Source organism: Streptomyces sp. NPDC058239, assembly GCF_042882185.1.
GTDB lineage: Bacteria > Actinomycetota > Actinomycetes > Streptomycetales > Streptomycetaceae > Streptomyces.
Window position 1 is genome coordinate 89,366 of record NZ_JBHVWS010000010.1, and the last position, 22,205, is coordinate 111,570.

The following is a 22,205-nucleotide window of genomic DNA, read 5'->3' on the forward strand; positions in this document are numbered from 1 at the left end:
CCTCACCCGCCGGCCCCGCGCTCCTCACGGATCTCGGAGACCACCCGGGCAGCCGTCTGCCGTACCGTTTCGGTCTCGGTCAGAAAGTGCCAGTAGTCGGGGTGGCGCCCCTCCAGACCGGCGACGGCGCGCTCCAGCCGGGCCACGGCATCGTCCAGCGGACGGGCATGTCGCGGATCGGGCGTGTTGCGCCCGGCCATGGCCAGGCGCTGGGCGTCCCGGATCGCGAACCGGGTTCGCTGGATCTCCTGCTGCGGGTCCTTGGCCACTTCGTTCAGCCGGTGCAGCCGGTCGCCGGCCGCGGACACCGCCTCGTCCGTGGCGTTCAGCAGGGCGCGCACCGTGCTCAGCCGGGAGGTCGCATCGGCCCACCGCTGCTCGTCCCGCGCCTTGGCGGCTTCCTTCAGCTTCTCCTCGGCCTGCCGCACATTGGTTGCCGCCTGCTCCGGGACCGGCTGGAGGTCCTGCCAGCACGCCGCGGAGAACCGCCGCCGCAGCTCGCTCAGCACCGGCTCCACGGAGCCCGCTCGGGTCGTCAACGCCTGGGCGCGGGTACGCAGCGACACCAGCCGGTGGTCGATCTCGGCGGCCCGTTCGGGCAACTGGGCGGCCTCTGCCCGTACCGCCTCGGCATCGCGCAGCACCCGATCGGCACGCTGCAGGGTCTCCGGAACGCCGTGCCGGCCGGCGCCCTGGTTGAGCTTGGTCAGCTCGGGAGCGAGGGCCGCCAGCCGCGCGGCGAGATCGTCCGCCCGCAGTCCGGACGCCCGCACCGCATCGAGAGCATTGCTCGCACCGAGGAGCGCCTGCCGGGCCCGCTCCACGGCGGGCGCGAGCCGGGCGAGCTGCGTCTCCGCGCTGCCCAGCAGCGGCCCGAGGCCCTGTGCGAACCGGTCCAGCTCGCCCTTGACCCGCACCAGCTCGTCCTTGGCCGTGGTCAGCTCGGTCCTGGCACGGGCCGCGACGGCCGGCTCCAGATCGTCCCGGTCCAGGTCGTGTGCGTCGACCGCGGTGATGTACGTATGACTGGCCTCGTCGATCCGCCGCCCGAGAGCAGCGAAGTCATCCACGGCCTTGCGCGCACCGGGCGAACTGTCCACCGCGGTGATCGTCTCGATCGAGATCCGCAGATCGCGCTGGGCTGTGTCCAGCTCGTAGAAGGCGGCAGCGGCTGCGTCCTTCGCGGCCTGCGCGTCGGCGCGCTGACTCTCCCCGCGCCCGCCGAACCAGCGCCTCGTACCGCCACCGGCGAACGCGGCCGGCAACGCGGCGGCGAGCAGCGGCACCGGCAGCAGCATCAGCACGAGGACGTCCCCGATACCCCTGACATACCTGACGGCGGAACTCTCACCCGCTCTCGCCTGCGGCCGCGCGTGTGTCGCCGTCACATCCCTCTCCCGTGCCGTTTCGCCCTGCCCGGTACATTCTCCCACCAGGTAAGGACGAACACACGGGCCGGTTAGTTCACGCTTCGGACCGTGACTTGGCCGTTGTCGCTCCGGGCCTTCACCACATGGCTGCTGTCGTCGCTGCGCGGCGCGTCCACCGAGACACGTCCGTTGTGGGCGACGACGTCCACCGCATACCTCACGGAGCCGCCCGGCAGATCGATGGTGATCCCTCCGTTGTCGCTCTCGGTGTCCACGAGATCGGGCACGGAGACGAACCCCAGCCGGATCCTGCCGTTGTCGGACCGAGCCGATACGGACTTGGCAGAGATCCCTTCGGTGACGATGCCACCGTTGTCGCTCCCCAGTTTGAGCGGCCCGCTGGAGTCCCGGACGGTCACCTGCCCGTTGTCGGCGTGGAGCGTGAGGGGAGTGTCGAAGCCGGACGCGACGACCTTCCCGTTGTCCCCCTTGACGACCACCGCCACCCCGCGCGGCACCTTGACCTGGTGCTGCGAGGCACAGTCGCTGATCACCGCCCTGCACTTCACCTGGAGTGTGAGCGTGTCGTCCTGCATCTTCCACTCGGGATCGGGCCCGTTCCCGAGAACCACCCACCCGTCGACATGACGGGTCACCTCGACCTTCCGTACATCGGCCGGCACGAGCTCCAAAGACGTGTGACCGGAGTAGATGGTCAGCGTCTTTCCACTGAGCGCGAAGGACTTGTGCTCGGCGGGCGCGTCGCCCGGATCCGTACTGCCGCAGCCGGTGAGGGCAAGACCGAGCAGTAGGGCCCCACCGGACGCGATGAGAGTGCGGGTACGGAGTGCCACGATGATCTTTCCCCCAGGTCGTACGGCGGGCGGTCCCGACGGTGTGCGCCTCACCGTACGTACACCGGCCCACCCGGCAGAATCCAGACGGCTACCGTATGAGGGGTGGGGATATCCCCCGGACGCAGCCGAGGCTGCCCCGGCTGCGCCATGGTCCCTGCCGCCTCGTTCACTGCCGTCCGGGCAACCGTTTGTGACCGTGGGCCGTAGTCCATGTACGCTGTTGCCTCATCCACGGGTGCGTAGCTCAGGGGTAGAGCGCTGCTCTTACAAAGCAGATGTCGGCGGTTCGAAACCGTCCGCGCCCACCAGCAGGAAGCACGACAAAGGCCCAGGTCGCCGGCATCGGATCGGGGGCCTGGGCCTTGATCTTCGCAACGACGGCCTCAGACTCCGGGATGGTCGGGGCGCCGTTGGCGAGTGACGGCGGATTCGTGGCGAGCATTGCGGGCTCCCGGGCCGACCGACTTCGACCCAGCCGGCCGAGCAGCTGCCGCAGTGCAGTTGCGTAGCGAATCCCATGAGGGCTGCTGTCAGACGGGTGTGTCAGAGTCTGCGCATGCTCGAGATCGTGGTGAAGACGGAGAACTGGGAGCGGCACGTCCGTGTGTCCGGCGGGGAGCTGGCCGGGCTGGTCCGGCGTTTGGGCGGTGACGGTGACCGCTTCGTGGTGGCCCAGCGGATACCCGACCTGCCGGACGTCTTCGCCCAGGTCTGGCACAAGGCCGGTGGTGACTACACACTGGAGCACCGCGACGGTGCCGCCGACCGGCACTTCCAGGCGATGACCGACAGGCCCGAGGTCGTGATCGCGGCGCTTACCGGCTGGGCTCGCCAGGAGGACGGTTGGGACGCTGGTCTGACTTGGTCTCTGTTGGACATGGGCCCCACCCGCGAGGTGCCGTCGCTCGACCTCGACGAGGACGAGCGCGAGGAGTTGGAGAAGCGCGTACGCGAGGTGCTGATTGGCGGCTACGCCTCCCGCGCCGAACTGGCCGAGCTTGCTGAGGAGTACCTGGTCACCGAGGACCGCCGGCCCGTGTCGCGCGAGCAGGCGGGAGCGCTGGCCGACCGGCTGTGGCTGGAGCGCGTAGCGGAGCAGGCCACATGGCAGGGCGAGACCGACCCTGAGCGGCTCACCCGCGCGTTCACCGCCCTCCAGGAGGCCGGTATCACTGCCCGCGAGAACTTCGCCTGCTGCCGCAGCTGCGGCGAGTCCGAGATCGGCAGCGAAGGCGAGCCTGACGCCCGCGGCTTCGTCTACTTCCACACCCAGTGCACGGACTCCGCAGCAGCAGGCCACGGACTGATGCTTCTCTACGGTGGCTTCGACGGCTCGTCCGAGACCACCGCAGTCGTCGGCCACGAGGTCCTGGCCGCCCTCGAAGCATCCGGCCTCAACGCCGAGTGGGACCAGGACCCTGGCCGGGCCATCACCGTCACTCCCCTGGACTGGCGCCGCCGCCTGGTTGGCTAAGGACCGACGTTCAGCTCACTGATCAGTACAGCCCACGTGGCCACGCAACAGACCTCAGCGAACGTCGTGCCAGTAGTTCGCATCGAGGGGCTGCTACCGGCGTAGGCCCACGATGGCCGATCACAAGGCGTCGGGAGCTGTGCAGCGGCAGCCGCTGAGCCTCGCGGAATCGAGAGATTGCCGGCGGGGGCTCCATGGAGTGTCGTGTCCGCGTGCGGGCGGGCTCGGTTTTATGCGGAGTAGAGCGTTTCGATGTTCTCGTGGAGCTGGTTGGCCAGGGGCGGTGCCGCGTACGTGTCGGTCATGACCTCGATGTAGCAGCCGGTGCTGCCCTTCGCCGCTGTCTCCAGGGCCTGGTCGAGTTCGGCGAGGGTCGACACACGGGCGGTGAACCAGTCTTCACAGCCCAGGGCCTTCGGTAGTTCGGAGTATCGCCAGTTGGCCAGATCGTTGTAGGCGATGTCCGGGTGCTTGCAGAGCAGGCGCTCGATCAGATAGCCGTGGTTGTTCAGGACGAACACCACCGGGCGCAGGCCGTACCGTCCGAACTGGCTGATCTCCTGAGCGGTGAGCTGGTGGGACCCCTCACCGGTGACCAGCACGACGCGCTCGCCGTCCCCGGCGCCGATGGCCGCGCCGACCGCGGCGGGGGTGGCCCATCCGATCGATCCCCACAGGGACTGGTTCTGGAAGGTGGCGCCGCGGGGCAGCCGGGCGAAGGCCATGCCCATGGACACGGTTCCGGTCTCCGCGACCAGGATGTCGTTGGGCTTGAGGAAGTTCTCCCAGCGGGGGTAGAGGTTCTCGGCGGTGATGGAGTCGTCGCCGCTGCCGCCTGCCGGGGACATACGGGTCACTTCGGCCGACGGGTGCGGCCACTGCTTGCGGGGGAGCTTCTGGGCGAGGGCGCCGAGGAGGTCCTTCATCTCCACGCTCTGGTATGTCATGCCGTCGACACTGACGTGGTGGTGGCGGATATCGATCGTGCGGCCGGGGTCGAGGTTGGCGGTGAACGCCCCGGTGTTGAAGTCGTGCATCAGCGCGCCGACCAGGACGACGACGTCGCCGTCCTCGACGAAGCGGCGGACGCTCTCGTTCATGAGCTTGCCGTCGTACATGCCGGCGTACGCGGGCTGGTCCTCCTCCAGGACGCCCTTGTCGGCCATCATCGTGGCGAAGGGCAGGCCGGTGGCGTCGAGGAATTGCTGGAGGTCCGGGCCGAGGCCCGAGCGGGCGGTGAGGATGCCGGGTAGGACGCAGGCGCTGTCGGCCCGACCGAGCATGTCGGCGATTGCCTGAACGGCTGCCTCCACCTGCGCGGGGTCGCTGGCCGGCGCGGGGATCGGCTGGGCCTTGCCGACCACCGGCATCTCCGCGAGGTCGGCGGGGAAGGCCATGTAGACCGGGCGGCGGTGATAGAGCGCCGCCGCGATGAGGCGCTCGGTCTCGGCTGCGACGTTCTGTGGCGTCATGATGGCGCTCGCGCAGACCACCGCCCCGGACAGCTTCTGGAACAGGTCGAACTCGCCGTTGCCCAGGGTGTGGTGGACGAGTGAGTGGTGGGCCTGGACGGGCATCTTGGGCATGCCGACCAGGTGGAACACCGGGAGGTGCTCGGTGTACGCGCCGGCGATGCCGTTGATGGCGCTGAGTTCTCCGACCCCGTAGGTGGTGCACACGGCGCCGATGCCGTGCGCGCGGGCGTAGCCGTCGGCGCTGTAGGCGGCGTTGAGCTCGTTGCAGCTGCCGATCCACTGGAGCTCCGGGTGCTCGGCGATGGCATCGTCGACGGGGAAGGCGTAGTCGCCGGGGACGCCGAAGACGTGACGCACGCCGATGTCCCGCAGCCGATTCAGGACGTGCTGGATCACGGTGGTGGACATGAGGAAGTTCCTTTCCTTGTGGCGGCACCACCGCTCCAGGGCGCTGACCGCCCGGCGGAGTCGGTGCCCACCCCTCCCTCTGCGAGTGATCGGTGGGTGCGGGCTACGCGAGGACACCTTCGTGGAGCTGGGCGAAGAGTTCGTGCGGACGAACCTTCCGAAGCGCTCCGCGGGCTTTCCTCTGCCGTCGTGCCTCGCCTCTCCCATTGACCTGGGCGAACCTCGGAACCCCCTGGGCTGGGATGGCCGCGCTCACGGGCGCTGGTCGGCCCCTGTCGGCGTATGGTGCGTCACGGAGAGTAGTCGCCGTTGTGCTGCAAATGGAACAAAGCGGGTGTTCCGCTCCCGCAACATGCTGTCCGCATCCTGTATGGCACGCAACCGGAGCGATCCGACCTCCGAGCTGCGCAAATGGATCGATCCAGGGATCTGACGTCCGGTTCTCCTCCGCCAACCAGGACATGAGGAACTCGCCGTGCGGTGACATGACTGGTTGCGTCGGTATGGCGCCTGCCGGGGTGCCGGTGCGTGCCACAGCCGTGCCACATCGGGCGGTCAGCCACGGTCAACCACGGTTCATAACGGCGTGTGGGTCGTCAGCCGGCCGCCTTGGCGATGATGCGTTCCATCTCCTCTGGGCCGAAGGCCCGCAGAGTCGTGGAACGGACGTTGCCCACCCCGCCGAGCTGCAGGAGTGCTGCCGTGGCAGTTTCGTCGTCGGGCGCCTCGACGATGGCCACGAGGTCGTACGGACCGACGGTCCAGTAGATGCTCAGGAGCTTTGCCCCGAGCTTCTGCACCGCTGACCCGAAGGCCTCGGCGCGCTTTGCGGTGTCCTTGTAGTTTTGGACCCCTTGATCGGTCCAACTCAGCAAGGTGATGTACGTAGGCATGTTCTTTCACCTTCACGAGGAGACACATCGTGAGGCCAAGCCTGGGCATCTGGGCTGGAACCTGCACGAGATACGCATCCGAACGTGGCTGATGCGGGGAGGCTCCCATCCCGCCTGCCTTCGACCCGGGCAGAGCCGAGCAGGCGCGGCGCAGGGCGTCGAGGTCGTTCGTACAGTGGCGCGCTCCACTTGACGCCCTGAACCACGCCCGCTCCACGGCGTGTGGGCCGAAGGCGGACGGGATGGGAGCCGAGGAGAGTGGTGGGTGCCGAGGTGCATGATGCCGGCACGTTGAGGAACCGGCAGGTTCGGCACATGCGTCGTCGCCAGAACAACGTCACGCAACTACATCAAGAAAGCAGGGAATGGAACCGGATCCCTCGATTTGGGAGTTGCTGTTCGCGTTCCTCTTCGTGGGGATCGTCGCCATTGTGAGGATGTCGTTGATCGTGTTCCCAGTCATCGGGGTCGGGATCTGGACTGTGTCGCGAGTGCGCCGCCGGCGTAGCCGCGACCGTTAGTCCAGCACCATTGCAGCCGTGCCCCACTCGTGCCCGATCGGGCGGGGTATCTGCGGGGAACGCCGGACACTCAAGGACAGCGCGCATAGGAGCGTCCCCCGACCGATTTACCTGGTCAGGGGTCGTTCACTCACCTGCGTGGGTGTGGGATCCGAACCCAGGGTGACGTCGCCGCCACGACGGTTTTGAAGATCGCTCAGGGATCGACTCACGCATTGGCACTCCACCGACCTCGTAGCGCCTGGCGTGATCCCTATGTGGCCGAGTACATGATCAGCACCGCTCGCGCGGACGACTGGCCCGCGCTACGGCAGAGCGACTTCGCTGCCGTAGCGCGGGCCCCGATCACTCAGCTGTGAGCCTGCCGAGGAGGACGGCGATCGTTCCTTCCGCACAGGCACCGCCACGGTCTCTGCCTCATGGGAACTCGCAGGCACCTGGTACGTGTTCGTCGAGGGAGCAGCGTCGGCAGAAGCAGCCGACTTGTCGTTGCGGAGATGGCGCAGCAGCTCGGAGAGGCCACCGGCGAGACGGCCCGCCACTACCGGATCACTGACTGGTGCCGCATCAGGGACCGGCAGAGACAGCGACACGGTTCCGCAACCACGCTGCCTCTGTGGTTGTGAGATTCGGGTCGGCCAGCTTGGCGTTGACCGCCTCCTGAACCCGCGGGGTGGGATCAGTTCCGCAGCCGCCCTGGATGGCTCGCAAAAGCAGGCCCCGTCCCAGACGTGCGGCGAGCCCGGGGACATCGGCGCTGCCGACGGTCACCATGGTCATCGCCACATCGGCAGCGGGATCACCGGCGCCCGCATTGCTCCAGTCGATCACCATGGGGCCGCGCCTGGTCAGAATGACGTTGCCCGGATGCAAGTCCAAGTGCAGCACCCGGTCATCACCTGCAGTGCCGAACCGCTTGGGCAGCCATGCCGGTGCCGGCAGCCCATGGAGTCGATCGTGGAGGCCGCCCAGCATCCGACCGAGGTCACGCACCCGCCACGGGCGCTGGGCCAACGCCTCCAGCATCGTCGGTCCGGTCAGCCGCTCAAGAACCATGTCGGAATCGGTGACCTCGTACACCTTCGGCACCGGATAACCGCACGCAGTCAGGTGAGTCATCAAGCGCGATTCCAGATCGGTTGGCCGCCCCTCGTGCCGATACCGTCGCAGCACCCTGGACTCATCCAGGGCAAACACATCGGCGTCCCGCCCCCGTGCGATCAACTCCATGCCGGGCATTCTGACTTGGCGACCCATCGCCTGCCAACAGGGCGAACGTTGCCTGTTACGGCACTGGCTCCCGTGCCCCTTGCGCACCCAACCGGTCGGAGTCGAGCGGGGAACCGGGGCGACGCAGCACTTCCCTCGCAGGTCAGGAATCCCGCAGCTCATCAGGCATCCGCGTACGGCGTTCCGCAGGACGACATGACGGTTACCGGTAATTGCGAGGTGGGCGGCCTGGCCGTCCTCGACGCGGTGCTGCGTCTCATCATCAGGTAAAACGCGTGCCCCTCGCACCGACTGCCATCCGGCCCAGCGGTATACCTGCTCAGCCCATGAAGAATCGGTGGAGGGGGACCGGCGATGGCAGAGCGGGCGTGGGCCACGGCGGGCAAGAAGAGTCCTGACCGGAAGTCGCCGGGCCGGGCGCGGCTCATGGGCGTGGCGCTGATCGTGCTGTCTCTGGTGTGGGCGGTGCTGAGCTACCTGGCGTTCACGGTGTGGATGACAGGCCAACAGGAGCGCTACGAGCACTACCGGGCAGCCGAGCCATGCTCCGAGCAGGCGACCCCGCAGGAGGTGGCTGCGAAGGACTGCCTCGCCACCTGGCACTTCACCGTCACGAAGACTGAGTCCACGTTCACAGGAAAGGTCAGGGTCTACGAGGCGACCCTCAAGGACAAGGGCGACGACTCCTGGCAGAGGGTCGTGCCGTTCAGCGACTCCGGGCCGCTCTTCGACAAGCTGCATCGGGGCGACGAGGTCACCGCGACCGGCTGGCGCCGCGACATCGTCGTCGTCAGCAAGGACGGCGTCCACCAGAACACCTCCGATGTACCCCGCGACGAGAAGCAGGGGAACGCCGCCCTAGGCGTCCTCGTCGCACTCCTCGCGGCCCAGTCGCTCGTGTTCGGCGCGGTCCGCCTGGCCAGGCCGACCACCTACGGGCCCTTCGTCTGGGAGCCGTACGGCAGATGGCTGGCCTTCACCAACATCTGCGTCGGCATAGGCGTGGGGGTCGCGTCGATGTGGCTCGGCATCCCGTGGTGGACCGTGCTCATGACCGTGCCGGTCGTGGTGTGCGCGGTGATGGTGTGTCTTCTGCGTCAGCAGCGGCGGCGCGCGGCGGCGTCCTCGGCGAGGGTGCGGCGGCCGAGGCGGCAACAGGACTCGCGAGCGAGTTCGCGATAGGACGCAGCGGGGCACCCGCCCCGTCGATCCTGCCATGGTGCTGCTCCATCGTGGTGGTCATGAGGCCCGTGCGAGCGCCGGTCGCCGTTCCCCGGCCTGCCGAGCCGCCCGCCGATCAGCCCCTGCCGCCCGCTTTGCTGCCGGGCAGCCGAGGCGGACCGGTTCACCGAGGCGGTGGTGAATGGCTGCACCGTGTCATCGCATCCAAGGGGCGCCGGCCCGGGGCCGTCCCGGGGCTGTGAAAGGGCACTCGACGATGACCGATGCCGGCAACTGCCGACAGCTCAGCAGCAGGTCACAGCGTTGATCGATGTTGTGACTTCGTTGCAAGGGTTCCCCCTGCCACGATCATCACCACCCCCAGACCAGCAGGAACGGGCCCGGAGCGGGCTCAGACTGACCGGCGAGAAGCATCGGTCGCCACCTTCTGGATGAACTCCATGATGGTGGGCCAGGGCAGTTCTCGAACTTCTGGGCCCTCGCGGGGTTCGTACAGTGGCCAGACGTCAGGGCCGTAGACAAGGCCCACGTCCGCCTTCCGCAGTGCCTCTACGTGCCCTTGCCATGCCGGATGCCTTGCGTGAGCTGCGTTGACCCGGGGGAACACCACGACGGGGACGCCGATCGTGCCGAGCGCCTCACTCACCTGTGTCAGGGCCTGGTTGTCGGCGACGCCCATTGCGAGCTTGGCGACGTAGTTCGCACTTGCCGGGGCCACGACGTAGCAGTCGGGGACAGGGTGTGGGCGAGGCTCGGTCGGCAGACGGGGCGTATCCCGCACCTGCAGGCCGGTCAGTGCCTCCAGTCGGTCCAGCTCGCCGTTGGCCCTCAGCCATCGGCCGGCACTCGGCGTCAGGGTCACTGCTACCTGCCAGCCGAGGGCCATGGCCGGCTCGACCAGTCCGGTGCGCAGCGTCTCGACTCCATCGGCTGCCGTACCCACGACTGCCAGCACTCCGCGACTGCCTACGCTCACCGTTCCACCGCCCTGTATCGGTCCGCCCCCAGGGCCAGCAGTACAGCAGAGAAGTACAGCAACCACACCGACCACCAGCAACCGTGGCTGATCCCTACAGCCCATGTGGCCAGGCGCCGCAGGGTTGCGGGACCTGACTGAGCGACTCATGGGGCCAACTGGTCCGGAACTCGGGGACGGGTACCACGAGCATCTTGAGGGCGGTATCGATCTCGAAGAGGGCTCGGGCGGTGTGATCCTGGCCCGAGACGAAACGCTGTAGAGCCCACGCCTACCCGGCACCGAGGTGTGCCCGGTACGTGCCCGGTATTTTCTCGGGCAGCCATGGTCAAAGGTCCTCCCATGAGTCCCATCCGGCTTGCTGTCTCCTCCCGTCGCGTCTCGGGGGAACCTCAGGTGGCCGGCCGTGCCTGTCAATGGTCCGAGTTCTTGATCCGACGATGAGAGACCTGTTCCCGTGCCGTGCGCCACCGTGACCGAGCCTGCTCGACCACGCTGTCCCACTGCCGGCGGACCTCATGGTCGGAAGGGCGGTGGCCGTGACGGATCCGGCTGAGCTCGTCCCGTACTTCTCGTCCCAGTGCCGCCGATGCAACCAGGACGAGCATGACTGCGAAGAGGGCGGAGATCATCGCGAAGACAGCACCGACCACCCCGTAGCGTGCTGCGGAGGAGTTGAAGAGACGCGGCATGTAGATGGTTGCGCCCACTGAATAGGCCGCCGTCAGGATGGCGCCGGTGATGCCGAAGGGAAGCAGGTCCTGCCACCTGATCCGCTTCGCCGACAGGATCCGGCCGCTCCAGACGAGGAATGCAGCGGTCACCAGTACCCCACACATCGAGGCGGCCAGACCCAGCAGGCCCTCGCCATGGAGCGCGGAGAGCAACGTGGTGACCACTACGTAGCCACCGAGAGTGAGGGTCCACCACAAACCGTTGCGCGTGTTGCGCACACTGAGGGGCTTGAGTTCCCATGCCTGTTCGAAGAGTCGCTGTGCGGCTCGCGCGAAACTCAGCACCGAGATTGTCAGAAACACGACCCCGAAGATGCCCACGCCTGCGCTGGTCGCTTCGGTGGGAGAGAACAGCGAGCTGACTGCCGTGGCGCCTACTCCGGTGAGGTTGTAGCGCCTGATGATCCGCTCTGCGGCGTCATAGTGCACGAAGTTGCTCAAGACAGCGCCAACGAGGATGGAGAGCGGGACCAATGCCGTCAAGGCGCTGGATGCCAGGGCCATCGAGCGGTCGAAACCCACGATCTTCTGAAACCGGTTGATGACCCGCAACGCGAAGGCAGGCCGCAGCCAGAACGTCAGTGTTCTGACGAGGCGCTCTCGATTGATCCTCGTCGTCCTGCCCTCCGTGAAGATCGGTACCTTTGTGGCGACGTGAGCCTAACGGTCGGTCGCCTGACCGATGAAGGGCGACACGAGAAGCAGCACGCCGGCCGCACGGCATCCCAGTGCCTCGCTTGCCGCCGAGATGCGAGGTGTTCGACGCAGGGGAGTACTACTGGGTCGACGGTGCTGACCGGCGCCCTGCAGAGGAGGGGGAGCCGGGCCCCGGACACTGGAGGAACTCTGGCAGGACGGACCGGTGCAGGAGGTCGGCACCCACTCGATCCTGGACGTCTTCCAGGTGCTTGGCCCAGACGACACCCCGGACTGCCTGTGTGCGGTGCCGAGATGCGAGCGCTGGTGGTGAGCGCCATCGACGCACTCGGCTGACCCTGGATGCACGAAAGCGCCCCCTCCCGCCTGAAGGCAGAAGGGGGTGCGGTTCATGAGCGCCGACGCTCCGCCGGGAGGCCGGAGGCGGCCGGACTCGGCGTGGAGGGACCGGTACGGGCGCTTCCGCGCGGGCGGGCGAGTCGTCCACCGCAGGCTCGAAGGCCGGTGCCGCCGGGGTGCAGCCGATATTGGCTGTGTTACAGGTGTCCGCCCGCTGCGGGCTAGGGGTTCAGGGCTCGATTGAGTGCGGTCATACGGTAATTGGTGATACGGGTGCTGAGTTCGGCGTCGGGGGCGAGTAGTTCGCCGGCGTGGATGCCGCCGGGATAGACGTGGAGTTCGACGGGGACGCCTGCCTGCATGAGCCGGTTGGCGTAGGCGATGTCTTCGTCGCGGAAGAGGTCGAGGTCGCCGACGTCCAGGTATGTGGGCGGCAGTCCGCTGAGGTCCTCGGCGCGGGCGGGTGCGGCATAGGGGCTGACGTGGTCGGCGCCGAGCCTGTGGCCCAGGAGGGACTGCCAGCCCTGGATGTTGGCGGCGCGGTCCCAGATGCCGATGTCGGTGATCGCGTGGCTGGACGGTGTCGTGTTGCGGTCGTCGAGCATCGGGTAGGGCAGCATCTGGAAGGCCGGGCGAGGGCCGCCGCGGTCGCGGGCGAGCAGGGCGACGCCAGCGGCCAGGCCGCCGCCCGCGCTGCCGCCGTAGAGGGCCAGCCTGCCGGGGTCGATGCCGAGTGCGGTGGCGTTGCGGGACATCCACAGCAGTGCGGCGTAGCAGTCCTCGACGGGGGCGGGGTCGGGGTGTTCGGGCGCCAGGCGGTATTCGACGGAGACGACGACCGCGTTGACCGCTTCGACGAGGGGCAGGACCTGCCGGTGATCGGTCCGGATGCTGCCGGTGATCATGCCGCCGCCATGGATGTACAGGATGCCCGGAAGGGGCGCGGTGTCCGTGCTGTCCGTGGGGCGGTAGATCCGTACGTTCACCTCCGGGCCGCCGGCCGGGCCGGGCACGGTGAGGTCTTCGTACCGCACTCGGTCATTGGGCGGCAGTGCTGCGAGGGCTGCCCGGTTCATCTCCTCGTACAGCTCGCGCTGGCGCGGGATGTCGAAGTTGATCAGACCGCCGGGGCCGGTCAGTGCGTGCAGGCCCTGCAGGCCCTGGCGGACCTGGGGGTCGATGCGGTCGGTCATGCTCGGGTCGGACATGTGTGTGCGCCTTTTCTCCAAGGGTGGGGCTGAGGTGCAGTAACGTAAAACCCTCACGTGGACGTGAGGGTCAATCCGGGGCGTTGTGAGGTGGGTTACATGAAGATCGGCGAGCTCTCGCGGATGACCGGCGTCAGCGTGCGCGCGCTGCGCTATTACGAGGAGGAGGGGCTGATCCGGCCTGCCCGGAGCAGCAACGGCTATCGCGACTTCTGCGACGGCGCCGACGAGGTGGTCCGGCAGATCCGCGGGCTGATCGAGTGCGGGCTGCCCACCCGGATCATCCGCGACATCCTGCCGTACCTCGACGGCCCGTCGGATCTGCTGCCGCAGGTCCCCTGCGCGCAGATGCTCGACCAGGTGGCCGCCGAGCGGGAGCACCTCGACAGCCGCATCCGGTGCCTGACCCGCAATCGCGACGCCGTCGACGCCTATCTGCGGGCCGCCCGGAAGGCTGCCCGCGCGACCGTGGGGGTGTGAGACCGGGACGGTGCGGCCCGGGTTTGACCCTCACGCAGACGTGAGGGTTTTAGCCTCCGGGCATGACCTCTGCCACTCACTCTCCGCGTTCTGTGAATCCCCTCTCCGGCACCACGGGTTGGCCGCTCGGTGGGTTGCTGGTGCTGGCCGGATCCGCGTTCGTCACCATCCTCACCGAGGCCCTGCCGGCCGGAGTGCTGCCCGCGATGAGCGGCGACCTGGGCGTGAGCGAGGCGCGTGCAGGGCTGCTGATCACCGTCTACGCACTCGCCGCGGCCCTCACCGCGATCCCGATGACCGCCTGGACCCTGATCCTGCCCCGCCGCACCCTGCTGCTGGCGCTGCTCCTCGGCTTCGCCGCCACCAACATGGTGACGGCGATGTCCACCGACTTCGCCCTCACACTTGCCGCGCGGGTCGTCTCCGGGGTGTTCGCCGGCTTGCTGTGGGCCATGGTTCCGGCCTACGCCGCGAGGCTGGCGCCGCAGCGCAGCGGCAAGGCGATCGCCACCGCGCTGGCCGGCATGACAGTCGGGCTGTCGCTCGGCATCCCGGCCGGCACCGCGCTCGGCGGACTCATCGGCTGGCGTGCCACTTTCGGGCTGCTCACCGTGCTGGCCGTGGTCCTGGCGGCCACCGCGCTGTGGCATCTTCCGCAGCTGTCCGGCGAGACGGCGAGCCGCGGCGCGGGGCTGCTGCGCACAGTCCGTACGCCCGGAATCCTCGCCATCAACATCGCGTCGCTCCTGATGGTCCTCGGCTTCTACGTCCTCTACACCTACATCGCCCCCTTCGTGGAACAGGCGGGGCTGGGGGTCGGCACCGGCGCCGTGCTGTTCCTGTTCGGCCTGGGCTCCATGGGCGGCGTCTGGATCGCCGGAGCCACCGCCGACCGCCGGCTGCGCGCCGCCACGATCGGCCTGCTGGCACTGGCCGCCGTGTGCCTGGCGGCATTCGGAGCGGTCGGGCACAGCACGGTGGCCGTAGTGCTCGGTGCGGTGTTCTGGGGCGTGACGCACGGCGGCATTCCGACGCTGACGCAGACCGCGGGGGTGAAGGCGGCCCCGCTCGATCCCGACACGGCCAACTCCCTCTGGGTCACCGGCTGGAACATCGGTATGGCCGGCGGCTCCCTGCTCGGCGGTGCCGTCCTGGACGGCGCAGGGACGGGGGCGCTGCCGTGGACGGCCTCCGCCCTGCTGGCGGCCTCCGTGCTGACGGCCGTGCTCGCCCGACGCGACGGCTTTCCGTCCCCCAGCCGCATCCAGGCCCGCGACCTCGATCGGATGCATCAGGGCCGCTGAACCCGCCCCGCAGGCACGGGCACCCCTGACGATCGTCAGGGGGAGGCCCTTGTCCTTCGGCCCGGGTTTCCCGCCTTCCCGGCTTCTAGGTTCACTTTCCATGAAGCGAGAAACCGGAAGAAACAGGACCCGGAACGGACGGCCGTTGGCCGCCTGTGTCGTCCTGGGGGCGGGCGCGGCCGTCGTCGCGGCGCTTGCCCCGGGCGGGTTGGGCAGGGCCGGAGCCGTGGAGGTGACGGGCGGTGCGTCCGCGTCCGCGTACCGTTCGTTGACGGGGGCGGTGGCTGACGGCCCCTCATGGACAGGGCCGCTGCTGGAGGCGGCCACCGAGGGCACTCTGGTGGCTCTCGGGCTGCTGTTGGTGTGGGCCTGGTGGGGTGCCGTACGGCGTGGGGACACCCGGCTGTCCGCCGGTACCGTGCTCACCGGTATCGGCACCGTACTGGCCTATGCGGTCAGTGAGGCCGTGAAGCAAGTGGTGGACGAGGCGCGCCCCTGCCGGGTCCTGCACAGCGGTGCGGAGGCCGTCGCCGAGTGCCCGCCCCCTGGCGACTGGTCCTTCCCGAGCAACCACGCCACCCTGGCCGCAGGTCTTGCGGTCGGCCTGGCCATGCTGCGGCCGCGCCTCGCCGCCGTCACCCTGCCGCTGGCCGGGGCGGCGGCGCTGCTGCGGGTCCTGGTGGGGGTGCACTACCCGCACGACGTGCTGGCCGGTGCGGTCCTCGGGGGCTCGGTGACGGCGGCCGTGCTGCTCGCCTTCCTGTCGCTCGCCCGGACCGCGGCGTCAGCGCTCGGGAGGCGGTTCGGCAGGCGCGACGATCCCGGCCTCATGGGCGACGACCGCCGCGGCGGCACGGTTGTCCACACCCAGCCGGGCCAGGATGGAGCTCACATGGGCCTTGACCGTCCCTTCCACCACATGGAGCCGCCGGGCGATCTGTCCGTTGGACAGCCCGCTGCCGAGGAAGGCCAGCACGTCGCGTTCCCTGCCGGTCAGCGCACGGACCCGTTCCCGGGCGGCGGTGCGGCGGCCGGCCAGGGCGCCCGCGCCCGTCGCCGAGAGATGGGCGACGACCCGCGCCGCGACCTTCGGTGACAGATAGGCGGCGCCGTCGGCCACCGCGCGGACTCCCGCGATGAGCTCCTCGGGCTCGCCCGACTTGATCAGGAAGCCCGCGGCGCCGCCTCCGAGCGCCTGGAGGATGTAGTCGTCCTCACCGAAGGTCGTGAGCATCACGACCCCCGTCTCGGGCACGGTGCGCCGGATCTCGGCCGCCGCCTCGATGCCGTTCATCCCGGGCATCCGGATGTCGAGCACGGCAACTGCCGGGCGATGGCGGCGGACCAGCTCCACGGCGTCGTGCCCGTCGGCGGCCTCGGCGACGACGTCGATTTCCGGATCGGTGGACAGAACGGAGCCCACACCCTTGCGGATCATCGGCTCGTCGTCGGCGATCAGCACCCGGATCACCGGCCGCTCACCGTCCCTTCCCTGCGTGGCGCACTCATGGGGTCAGGGCCTCCTTGGTCATCAGCCGGCCGCTCCGGAAGCAGAGCCGGTAGGTGTCCCCGGACCGGTCGTCGAAGCGGTCCGCCGTCATCGCGTAGTACTCGCACGTGGTGCCTTCTCCCCTCGGTTCCCCGGCCACCACCGGCCGCTGGGTGGTCTGGCGCTCGGGCAGCAGCCGTTTCACCGTGTCCCGATCCTGTCCCACCCGCAGCCGGGCGTAGTCGCCCGGGTCCAGCACGGACTGCCGCGCCGAGCGGATGTCCCAGCCCATGAGGGCGGCACTCAGCAGCGCCCATGCCGCCAGCGGCAGCACGACCGCGGTGGCCAGAGCGCGGCGGGCACGGCTGCGGGCGTGCCGGTGTTCCGGGGGCAGCGCCGGGGCCGACGCCCGGGGTGCCGCGACCGGTCGGCGAGCGGGCGGGGTGTGCGGTATCCGCGCGGTGACCGCGAAGCCGCCCTCGTACGGACCGTGCTCGAACGTGCCGCCCGCCAGCCGCACCCGTTCGTCGAGGCCGATCAGGCCTCGTCTTGTGCCCGGTACGCCCTCCGGGCCGCTCCGTGCGGGCGAGGGTCCGTTCTGTACCCGGACCGTCGTCTCTTCGGCCGTGTGCGTCACCTCCACGCTCACCCGTGCGTGCGGCGCGTGCTTGGCCGCATTGGTCAGGGACTCCTGGACGACCCGGTGGGCGGCCCGCGCGGCCGGTGGTGACACCCCGTCGGCGCCGCCGTCGATCCGCAGGCCGACCGCGAGCCCGGCGGTCGCGGCCTCCTCGACCAGCCGGGGAATGCCGGTGCCGGGCGGCCGCGGCGGCTCCTCGTCCGCCTCCTCGCGCAGGATGCCGATCACCTCGCCGAGCCGCTCCACCGACGCGGCCGCCCTGGCCCGGATCTCCCCGGCCGCGGTCCGCTGAGCCTCGTCGAGGCCGGGGGCGAGCTTGAGGGCGCCCGCCGACAGCGCGATGAGACTGAGGTCGTGCCCGAGGACGTCGTGCATGTCCTGGGCGATCCGGGCCCGCTCCCGGGAACGCGCCTGTTCGGCGACGAGCTGCTGTTCACGCTCCAGCCGGCCGGCCCGCTCCCAGCCCGCCCGGACGAGCTCCTGGTACTGGCGCCAGAAACGCCCGGCGAACCAGGGCAGCATCGCGGCCACCACCACCACGGCGACGAACCGCCCCGCCATCAGCAGCCACGAGGGCACCAGGGCCACCGCCACGACTCCGCCCGCGACGACCGCGACGAGCACGAGGATCGTGGGTCCGGTCCTTCCCGGCTCCCGGCCGGCGAAGAAGGCCGCCGCGGCCGCGGGCAGGGCCCACCACAGACTGACGGCGCTCAGCCCGACACAGACCGCCGCGGCAACGGTCAGAAGGCTCCCCGGTTCGAGGGCCCGCCGGGCCGCACCGCTGATCAATGCTCTGTACACCCGTACGACGGTACGCAGCCGAGGGGGCGTCCCGGCACTGCCGAAAGTAAACCCTGCGCGTGCGGTGCCCCTGCCACCCCGTTGTCATGCCGTGCGCTGTGCCCCGGCATCGACAGCGCAGGGCCGGACCGGCTCGCCGGAGATCCTGCCGGGTGCGACCCGGCGGGAGCGGTGGTTCTGATGGGCCATGAGCTCCCCGCCACGGGCGGGACGCCTCTCAAGCGTGGAGGCGGCGTCCCCCCGGGCTGTCTGCTCGGTCGGCTCAGGCGTTGGGACGCTTGCCGTGATTGGCGTTCTTCTTCTTGCGGGCGCGTCGCTTGTTTCCTCGCTTGGCCATACTGCACATCTCCCTCATTCAGGATGTTTCGGGCCTTCGTCAGTCTAGGTTCGACCCGGTGCAGCCGCATCAGAGGTGCCCGGCAGCCGGGCGCGCAGCGCCTCCGTGAACCACGTGAATGCCGGTGCCGGGTCGTCCGGGGGAGGCCAGGCGTTGACCACTGCGAGCAGCTCCAGGTACCGCTGCCGGCGAGGGTCGTTCGCGGTCTCCAACAGGGTCAGCAGCCGGTGGCGGAGAGCGAGGTCGTCGGGGTGGCCGCTGTCGTGTGCGTACTCGGTCATGACCGATTCGACGATCGGATCCGCCCGTGGCGAGGCCGGGGTGATGCCGGCCGTCAGAGCCGGGGCGACGTGGGCGCGGACCGTTGCCGCGGGGTCGCGTCGCAGGCTGGTCGTATCGCCCCGGGCGCGCTCGGCCGCGTGGTGCTCAGCCATGCTGCGTACCACGGCGCGGAAATCGGGGTCCTGGGACAGTTCGGCCAACTCCACCCACGCCTCCACCTGTTCGGTGTCGGGGGAGCCGGGCAGCTCCGGGGTCATCGAGCGCATGATTCCGGTGACCCCGGAGGCGGTGTCCAGGCCGCCGAATGCGGTGTCGAGGAAATCGCCGATCAGGCGTCGGCGTTCGACCTCCGAGAGCTTGGCCAGTTTGTGCATGAGATCCATTTCCTCAGGCGTGGACCCGCGCCTGGCCACCGTCGTCAGCACCGCTTGCCGCGTGCGCAGAGTGCGGATCTGCACCGCCAGGGCCTCGGCGTGCGCTGCGGCGACCTCGGGGAGCGAGAGCTCCCGGTCCACGACCTTCCGGATCGTGGGAAGGTCCAGTCCCAGGTCGCGCAGCGTACGCACCAGGTCGAGGCGTGCGGCGGCGTCGATGCCGTAGCGGCGGTAGCCGGCCGGGCTGCGGTCGGTCGGCGGCACGATCCCGCGGTCGGAGTAGAACCGGATGGTCTTGACCGTCAGCCCGGTCCGCCTGGCCAGATCACCGATCGAGTAGAGCGTGTCGCCGTCCATGCCCCCACTCTCACGCCTCCCCCCACGGGAGACTCAAGCCCCGGCCACGTCGTAACGTGTCTCCTTCACATTCGCACCATCCCGTGGGGGGAATCCATGTCGTACGGCTACCCGCCGCCGCCTCGGCCCGATCAACAGCCATCGCCGTACCGGCAGTGGCCGCAGCCGGGCCCGGGAGCGGGTGGTTTTCCGCAGCCGCCGAAGAAGTCCCGTACCGGGCTGATCGTCGCGCTGTCCGTGGTGGGTGGGGTGGCTGCCCTGCTGGCCCTCGGCGTGCTGATCGCCACCTCGGTCGGCGGCAACTCGTCGTCGAGCAAGTCGAAGCAGCCGTCGGTGGAGGACACAGGGGGCGGCGCTCCTGTGGAGGACGGTGTGTCCGACGCACCCACCGAGCCGCCTGCTGCCAAGGACTCGGGGGCCGAGGACGATGTGCGGATCACGAGTTGTGAGCTGGACTCGGTGACGCAGTGGCCCGCGGCGGATGTGGAGATCGTGAACCACTCCGGGGCACGGGCGTCCTACATCGTGAACGTGGAGTTCGTGGACGGGGACGGTACGCGCCACGGCGAGGGACTGACGTCGTCGTCCGACCTGGATGCCGGGCAGAAGTCCGTGGGGAAGGCCCAGGGGCTGGGGAAATTTCCGGGCAGGCTCACGTGCAAGGTCGCGAAGGTGTCGCGGTTCCCGGCGTCCTAGCGCCGGCACCTCGGCCCCAGCCGTTCGGCCCCAGCCGGACACCCCCTCCGGCCGCTCGGCTCCGGCTGTTCGCGGACCGGGTTTTCGTATGACGCACGGCTGCCCGGCTTCGCGGCTGTGCTTCCAGGGGCGTCACCCGTATGGGCGCGTCCGGGTGGTCGCCCGGGAAGGTGCCGCGCAGGGTCGGTTCTGTCTTGCAGTCCCGCCCCGGCCAAGGAGTTTCCATGGCACACACAGCGCCCACGCCCGGCCCGGCCCGTTCCACCGAACCCGGGGGCATCAACCCCTGGGCGGCCGGTGGGATCACGTTCGCCGGTGTGCTGCTTCTCGTCGACGGTGTCCTCGGAGTGATCAAGGGCATCACCGGTCTCGCCTCCGACGAGGTCTACAGACGTGTCAGGAACTACACGTTCAAGTTCGATGTGAGCGCCTGGGGATGGATCCACCTCGTCCTCGGCATCGTGCTCGTGTGCGTCGGCTGGGGCATTCTCAAGGGCGCCGCCTGGGCCCGCGCCACGGGTGTGGTGCTTGCCGCCATCAACCTGATCGTCAACTTCATCTGGCTGCCGTACCAGCCGGTCTGGGCGATCATCTCCATCGCCATCGACGCATTCGTCATCTGGGCCCTGTGCACGGAGGGCTCGAAGGCGGTCATCTGAGCCGTCAGGGCGCACCGGCCCGACTCGGCCTTCCCGGGCGGAGGCCGGTCCATGCCGGCCCCTGCCGTGAGCGGGTGCAGTGAGTGAAAGGACTGCGGTGTCGAAGGAGAACACGGAAGAGCTTGTCGCTCTTGCCGCCGAGGCGTATGTCTACGGCTGTCCGCTGGTCCATGGCCTGTCGGCAGTCGAGGACTTCATGCACACGGGCTTCGGTCCGCTGCCGCCCACCCCCTTCAACCACTTCGCGCACTCCATTCAACTGGACCTCCCTTACACGCACTTCGTGTCCATCGACAACGACACCGTCCACTCGATCGCCCACCTCGACCTCTCCGGCGGTCCGGTCGTGCTCCATGTACCCGACACGGACGGGGCGTACTACGTGCTGCAGTTCGTGGACGCCTGGACCAACAACTTCGCGTACGTCGGCCGCCGTGCCACCGGTACGGGGGCCGGGGACTGGCTCGTCGTACCGCCGGGCTGGTCGGGCAGCGTGCCCGACGGGGTGCGCGGGGTGCTCGACGCACCGACCTCCGTTGTCTCCGTCATCGGCCGCAACGCCTGCAACGGTCCGGACGACCTGGGCCGGGTGCGCGCCCTTCAGGCACAGTTCGCCCTCACACATCTCGAACCGGGTACTCATCGCACGGGACTGCCCGCGCCCGACCCCGATGTACCGGAGCCGCTGAGGTTCTTCGAGCAGCTCAGGGTATGGATGGCGGACTTTCCGCCGTCCGCGGCCGACCAGGCGTATCAGGACCGGTTCCAGCCGCTGGAGCTGCTGGAGGAGGGGCCCTCGCCATACGTGTCCGCCGACCCCGCCCTCGTACACGCGCTGACCGAGGGCCTCGCGCGGGGCAGGGCGCGGGTGGAGGAGGCGAGCCGGCCCGCGGCGGCGCGTGAGGGCTGGGAGATGGATCCACATCTCTTCGACTACAACCTCGACTGGCACGGCGTCGGGGCCCTCGACTCCCCGGAGTGGCGGATCACGGACCGCGAGGCCGCCTATCAGGTCAGAGCGGTGGCTGCACGGACCGCGCTGTGGGGGAGCCACGGGTACGAGGCGGTGTACGCCCGCACCTTCCGCGACGCCGACGGTGAGCAGCTCAACGGCGCTCACTCCTATGTGCTGCGCTTCGAGCGGCAGCCGCCGGTCGAAGCGTTCTGGTCCGTGACCATGTACAGCCTGCCGGATCACCGCCTCGTCGAGAACCCGGCCGCGCGGTACTCGATCGGTGACCGTACGCCTGGTCTCGTATACGGCGAGGACGGTTCGCTCACGATCCGCATCCAGCGGGAGCGTCCGGCCGACCCGGATGCGGCGGCGAACTGGCTGCCTGCGCCCGACGGGGACTTCCGGCCCGTGCTCGGGCTCTACGCGCCGGGGCCGGAGATCCTCGACGGTGCGTACGGGATTCCCGCCGTCGAACGGAGCGGTGAGCGGTGAGGTGAGCGGAGC

General features: G+C 69.3%; 19 protein-coding genes, 1 tRNA gene and 1 pseudogene. 9 read left to right on the plus strand and 12 right to left on the minus strand.

Features of this window, described 5'->3' with window-relative positions:
* Positions 1–2: 2 nt before the first annotated feature.
* Together ACFVYE_RS14610 and ACFVYE_RS14615 are read right to left on the minus strand one after the other, a co-directional pair.
* Positions 3–1,388 carry a hypothetical protein gene (locus ACFVYE_RS14610; RefSeq protein ID WP_383963704.1) on the minus strand — a complete coding sequence of 462 codons (1,386 nt, stop codon included), beginning with the start codon at positions 1,386–1,388 and terminating at the stop codon, positions 3–5.
* Between the two features lie 71 nt (positions 1,389–1,459).
* Positions 1,460–2,224 (minus strand): DUF4097 family beta strand repeat-containing protein, encoded by a 765-nt coding sequence (locus ACFVYE_RS14615; protein ID WP_383963701.1) that lies wholly within the window; start codon positions 2,222–2,224, stop codon positions 1,460–1,462.
* Positions 2,225–2,460: 236 nt separating this feature from the next.
* Between ACFVYE_RS14615 and ACFVYE_RS14620 the strand changes: the two genes are divergently transcribed.
* Together ACFVYE_RS14620 and ACFVYE_RS14625 are read left to right on the plus strand one after the other, a co-directional pair.
* Positions 2,461–2,535: transfer RNA gene (locus ACFVYE_RS14620), tRNA-Val, on the plus strand.
* Between the two features lie 248 nt (positions 2,536–2,783).
* Positions 2,784–3,701, plus strand: a complete 918-nt coding sequence (locus ACFVYE_RS14625) for a DUF6891 domain-containing protein (protein ID WP_383963698.1) — start codon at positions 2,784–2,786, stop codon at positions 3,699–3,701.
* A gap of 230 nt (positions 3,702–3,931) precedes the next feature.
* Here the strand turns inward: ACFVYE_RS14625 and ACFVYE_RS14630 are convergent, their stop codons facing one another.
* From ACFVYE_RS14630 to ACFVYE_RS14640, 3 genes are all read right to left on the minus strand, one after another.
* A complete protein-coding gene (locus ACFVYE_RS14630; RefSeq protein ID WP_389605719.1) occupies positions 3,932–5,584 on the minus strand; it encodes an alpha-keto acid decarboxylase family protein in 1,653 nt (550 codons plus the stop codon).
* A gap of 596 nt (positions 5,585–6,180) precedes the next feature.
* Positions 6,181–6,477, minus strand: a complete 297-nt coding sequence (locus tag ACFVYE_RS14635; protein ID WP_383963692.1) for a GYD domain-containing protein — start codon at positions 6,475–6,477, stop codon at positions 6,181–6,183.
* Positions 6,478–7,565: 1,088 nt separating this feature from the next.
* The gene (locus ACFVYE_RS14640) at positions 7,566–8,228 is read right to left on the minus strand and encodes a phosphotransferase (protein WP_383963689.1); all 663 of its coding nucleotides are present in this window, start codon (positions 8,226–8,228) and stop codon (positions 7,566–7,568) included.
* 354 nt (positions 8,229–8,582) lie between these two features.
* Here ACFVYE_RS14640 and ACFVYE_RS14645 point away from each other — a divergent pair, with 354 nt between their 5' ends.
* Positions 8,583–9,410, plus strand: coding sequence for a hypothetical protein (locus ACFVYE_RS14645; protein ID WP_383963686.1), 828 nt, complete (start codon positions 8,583–8,585; stop codon positions 9,408–9,410).
* A 391-nt stretch (positions 9,411–9,801) separates the two neighbouring features.
* Here the strand turns inward: ACFVYE_RS14645 and ACFVYE_RS14650 are convergent, their stop codons facing one another.
* The 3 genes from ACFVYE_RS14650 to ACFVYE_RS14660 form a co-directional block, all read right to left on the minus strand.
* Entirely contained in the window at positions 9,802–10,386 is a 585-nt protein-coding gene (locus ACFVYE_RS14650) for a flavoprotein (RefSeq protein ID WP_383963684.1), read from the minus strand.
* Between the two features lie 413 nt (positions 10,387–10,799).
* Positions 10,800–11,642: a YhjD/YihY/BrkB family envelope integrity protein gene (locus ACFVYE_RS14655; RefSeq protein ID WP_389605722.1), complete on the minus strand. Its 843-nt coding sequence runs from the start codon at positions 11,640–11,642 to the stop codon at positions 10,800–10,802.
* Between the two features lie 695 nt (positions 11,643–12,337).
* Entirely contained in the window at positions 12,338–13,324 is a 987-nt protein-coding gene (locus ACFVYE_RS14660) for an alpha/beta hydrolase (RefSeq protein WP_383963678.1), read from the minus strand.
* A gap of 99 nt (positions 13,325–13,423) precedes the next feature.
* Here ACFVYE_RS14660 and ACFVYE_RS14665 point away from each other — a divergent pair, with 99 nt between their 5' ends.
* The 3 genes and pseudogenes from ACFVYE_RS14665 to ACFVYE_RS14675 all read left to right on the plus strand — a co-directional run.
* Positions 13,424–13,804 (plus strand): MerR family transcriptional regulator, encoded by a 381-nt coding sequence (locus ACFVYE_RS14665; protein ID WP_383963675.1) that lies wholly within the window; start codon positions 13,424–13,426, stop codon positions 13,802–13,804.
* Positions 13,805–13,866: 62 nt separating this feature from the next.
* The gene (locus ACFVYE_RS14670) at positions 13,867–15,108 is read left to right on the plus strand and encodes an MFS transporter (RefSeq protein ID WP_383963672.1); all 1,242 of its coding nucleotides are present in this window, start codon (positions 13,867–13,869) and stop codon (positions 15,106–15,108) included.
* A 100-nt stretch (positions 15,109–15,208) separates the two neighbouring features.
* A pseudogene (locus ACFVYE_RS14675) lies at positions 15,209–15,853 on the plus strand (phosphatase PAP2 family protein); the annotation flags it as partial.
* Between the two features lie 39 nt (positions 15,854–15,892).
* On the opposite strand, the gene ACFVYE_RS14680 reads toward ACFVYE_RS14675, so the two are convergent.
* The 4 genes from ACFVYE_RS14680 to ACFVYE_RS14695 form a co-directional block, all read right to left on the minus strand.
* Entirely contained in the window at positions 15,893–16,579 is a 687-nt protein-coding gene (locus tag ACFVYE_RS14680) for a response regulator transcription factor (protein ID WP_114244331.1), read from the minus strand.
* A gap of 34 nt (positions 16,580–16,613) precedes the next feature.
* The gene (locus ACFVYE_RS14685) at positions 16,614–18,041 is read right to left on the minus strand and encodes a sensor histidine kinase (RefSeq protein WP_389605725.1); all 1,428 of its coding nucleotides are present in this window, start codon (positions 18,039–18,041) and stop codon (positions 16,614–16,616) included.
* Between the two features lie 262 nt (positions 18,042–18,303).
* The gene (locus ACFVYE_RS14690; protein WP_015034725.1) at positions 18,304–18,378 is read right to left on the minus strand and encodes a 50S ribosomal protein bL37; all 75 of its coding nucleotides are present in this window, start codon (positions 18,376–18,378) and stop codon (positions 18,304–18,306) included.
* 44 nt (positions 18,379–18,422) lie between these two features.
* Complete coding sequence (locus ACFVYE_RS14695) at positions 18,423–19,391, minus strand: MerR family transcriptional regulator (protein WP_389605727.1); 969 nt, start codon at positions 19,389–19,391, stop codon at positions 18,423–18,425.
* A gap of 96 nt (positions 19,392–19,487) precedes the next feature.
* Between ACFVYE_RS14695 and ACFVYE_RS14700 the strand changes: the two genes are divergently transcribed.
* The 3 genes from ACFVYE_RS14700 to ACFVYE_RS14710 all read left to right on the plus strand — a co-directional run bounded on the left by ACFVYE_RS14700 (position 19,488) and on the right by ACFVYE_RS14710 (position 22,193).
* Positions 19,488–20,087 (plus strand): hypothetical protein, encoded by a 600-nt coding sequence (locus ACFVYE_RS14700; RefSeq protein WP_389605729.1) that lies wholly within the window; start codon positions 19,488–19,490, stop codon positions 20,085–20,087.
* Between the two features lie 224 nt (positions 20,088–20,311).
* Positions 20,312–20,746, plus strand: coding sequence for a hypothetical protein (locus ACFVYE_RS14705; protein WP_383963661.1), 435 nt, complete (start codon positions 20,312–20,314; stop codon positions 20,744–20,746).
* A gap of 97 nt (positions 20,747–20,843) precedes the next feature.
* Complete coding sequence (locus tag ACFVYE_RS14710; protein WP_389605731.1) at positions 20,844–22,193, plus strand: DUF1254 domain-containing protein; 1,350 nt, start codon at positions 20,844–20,846, stop codon at positions 22,191–22,193.
* Positions 22,194–22,205 lie beyond the last annotated feature (12 nt).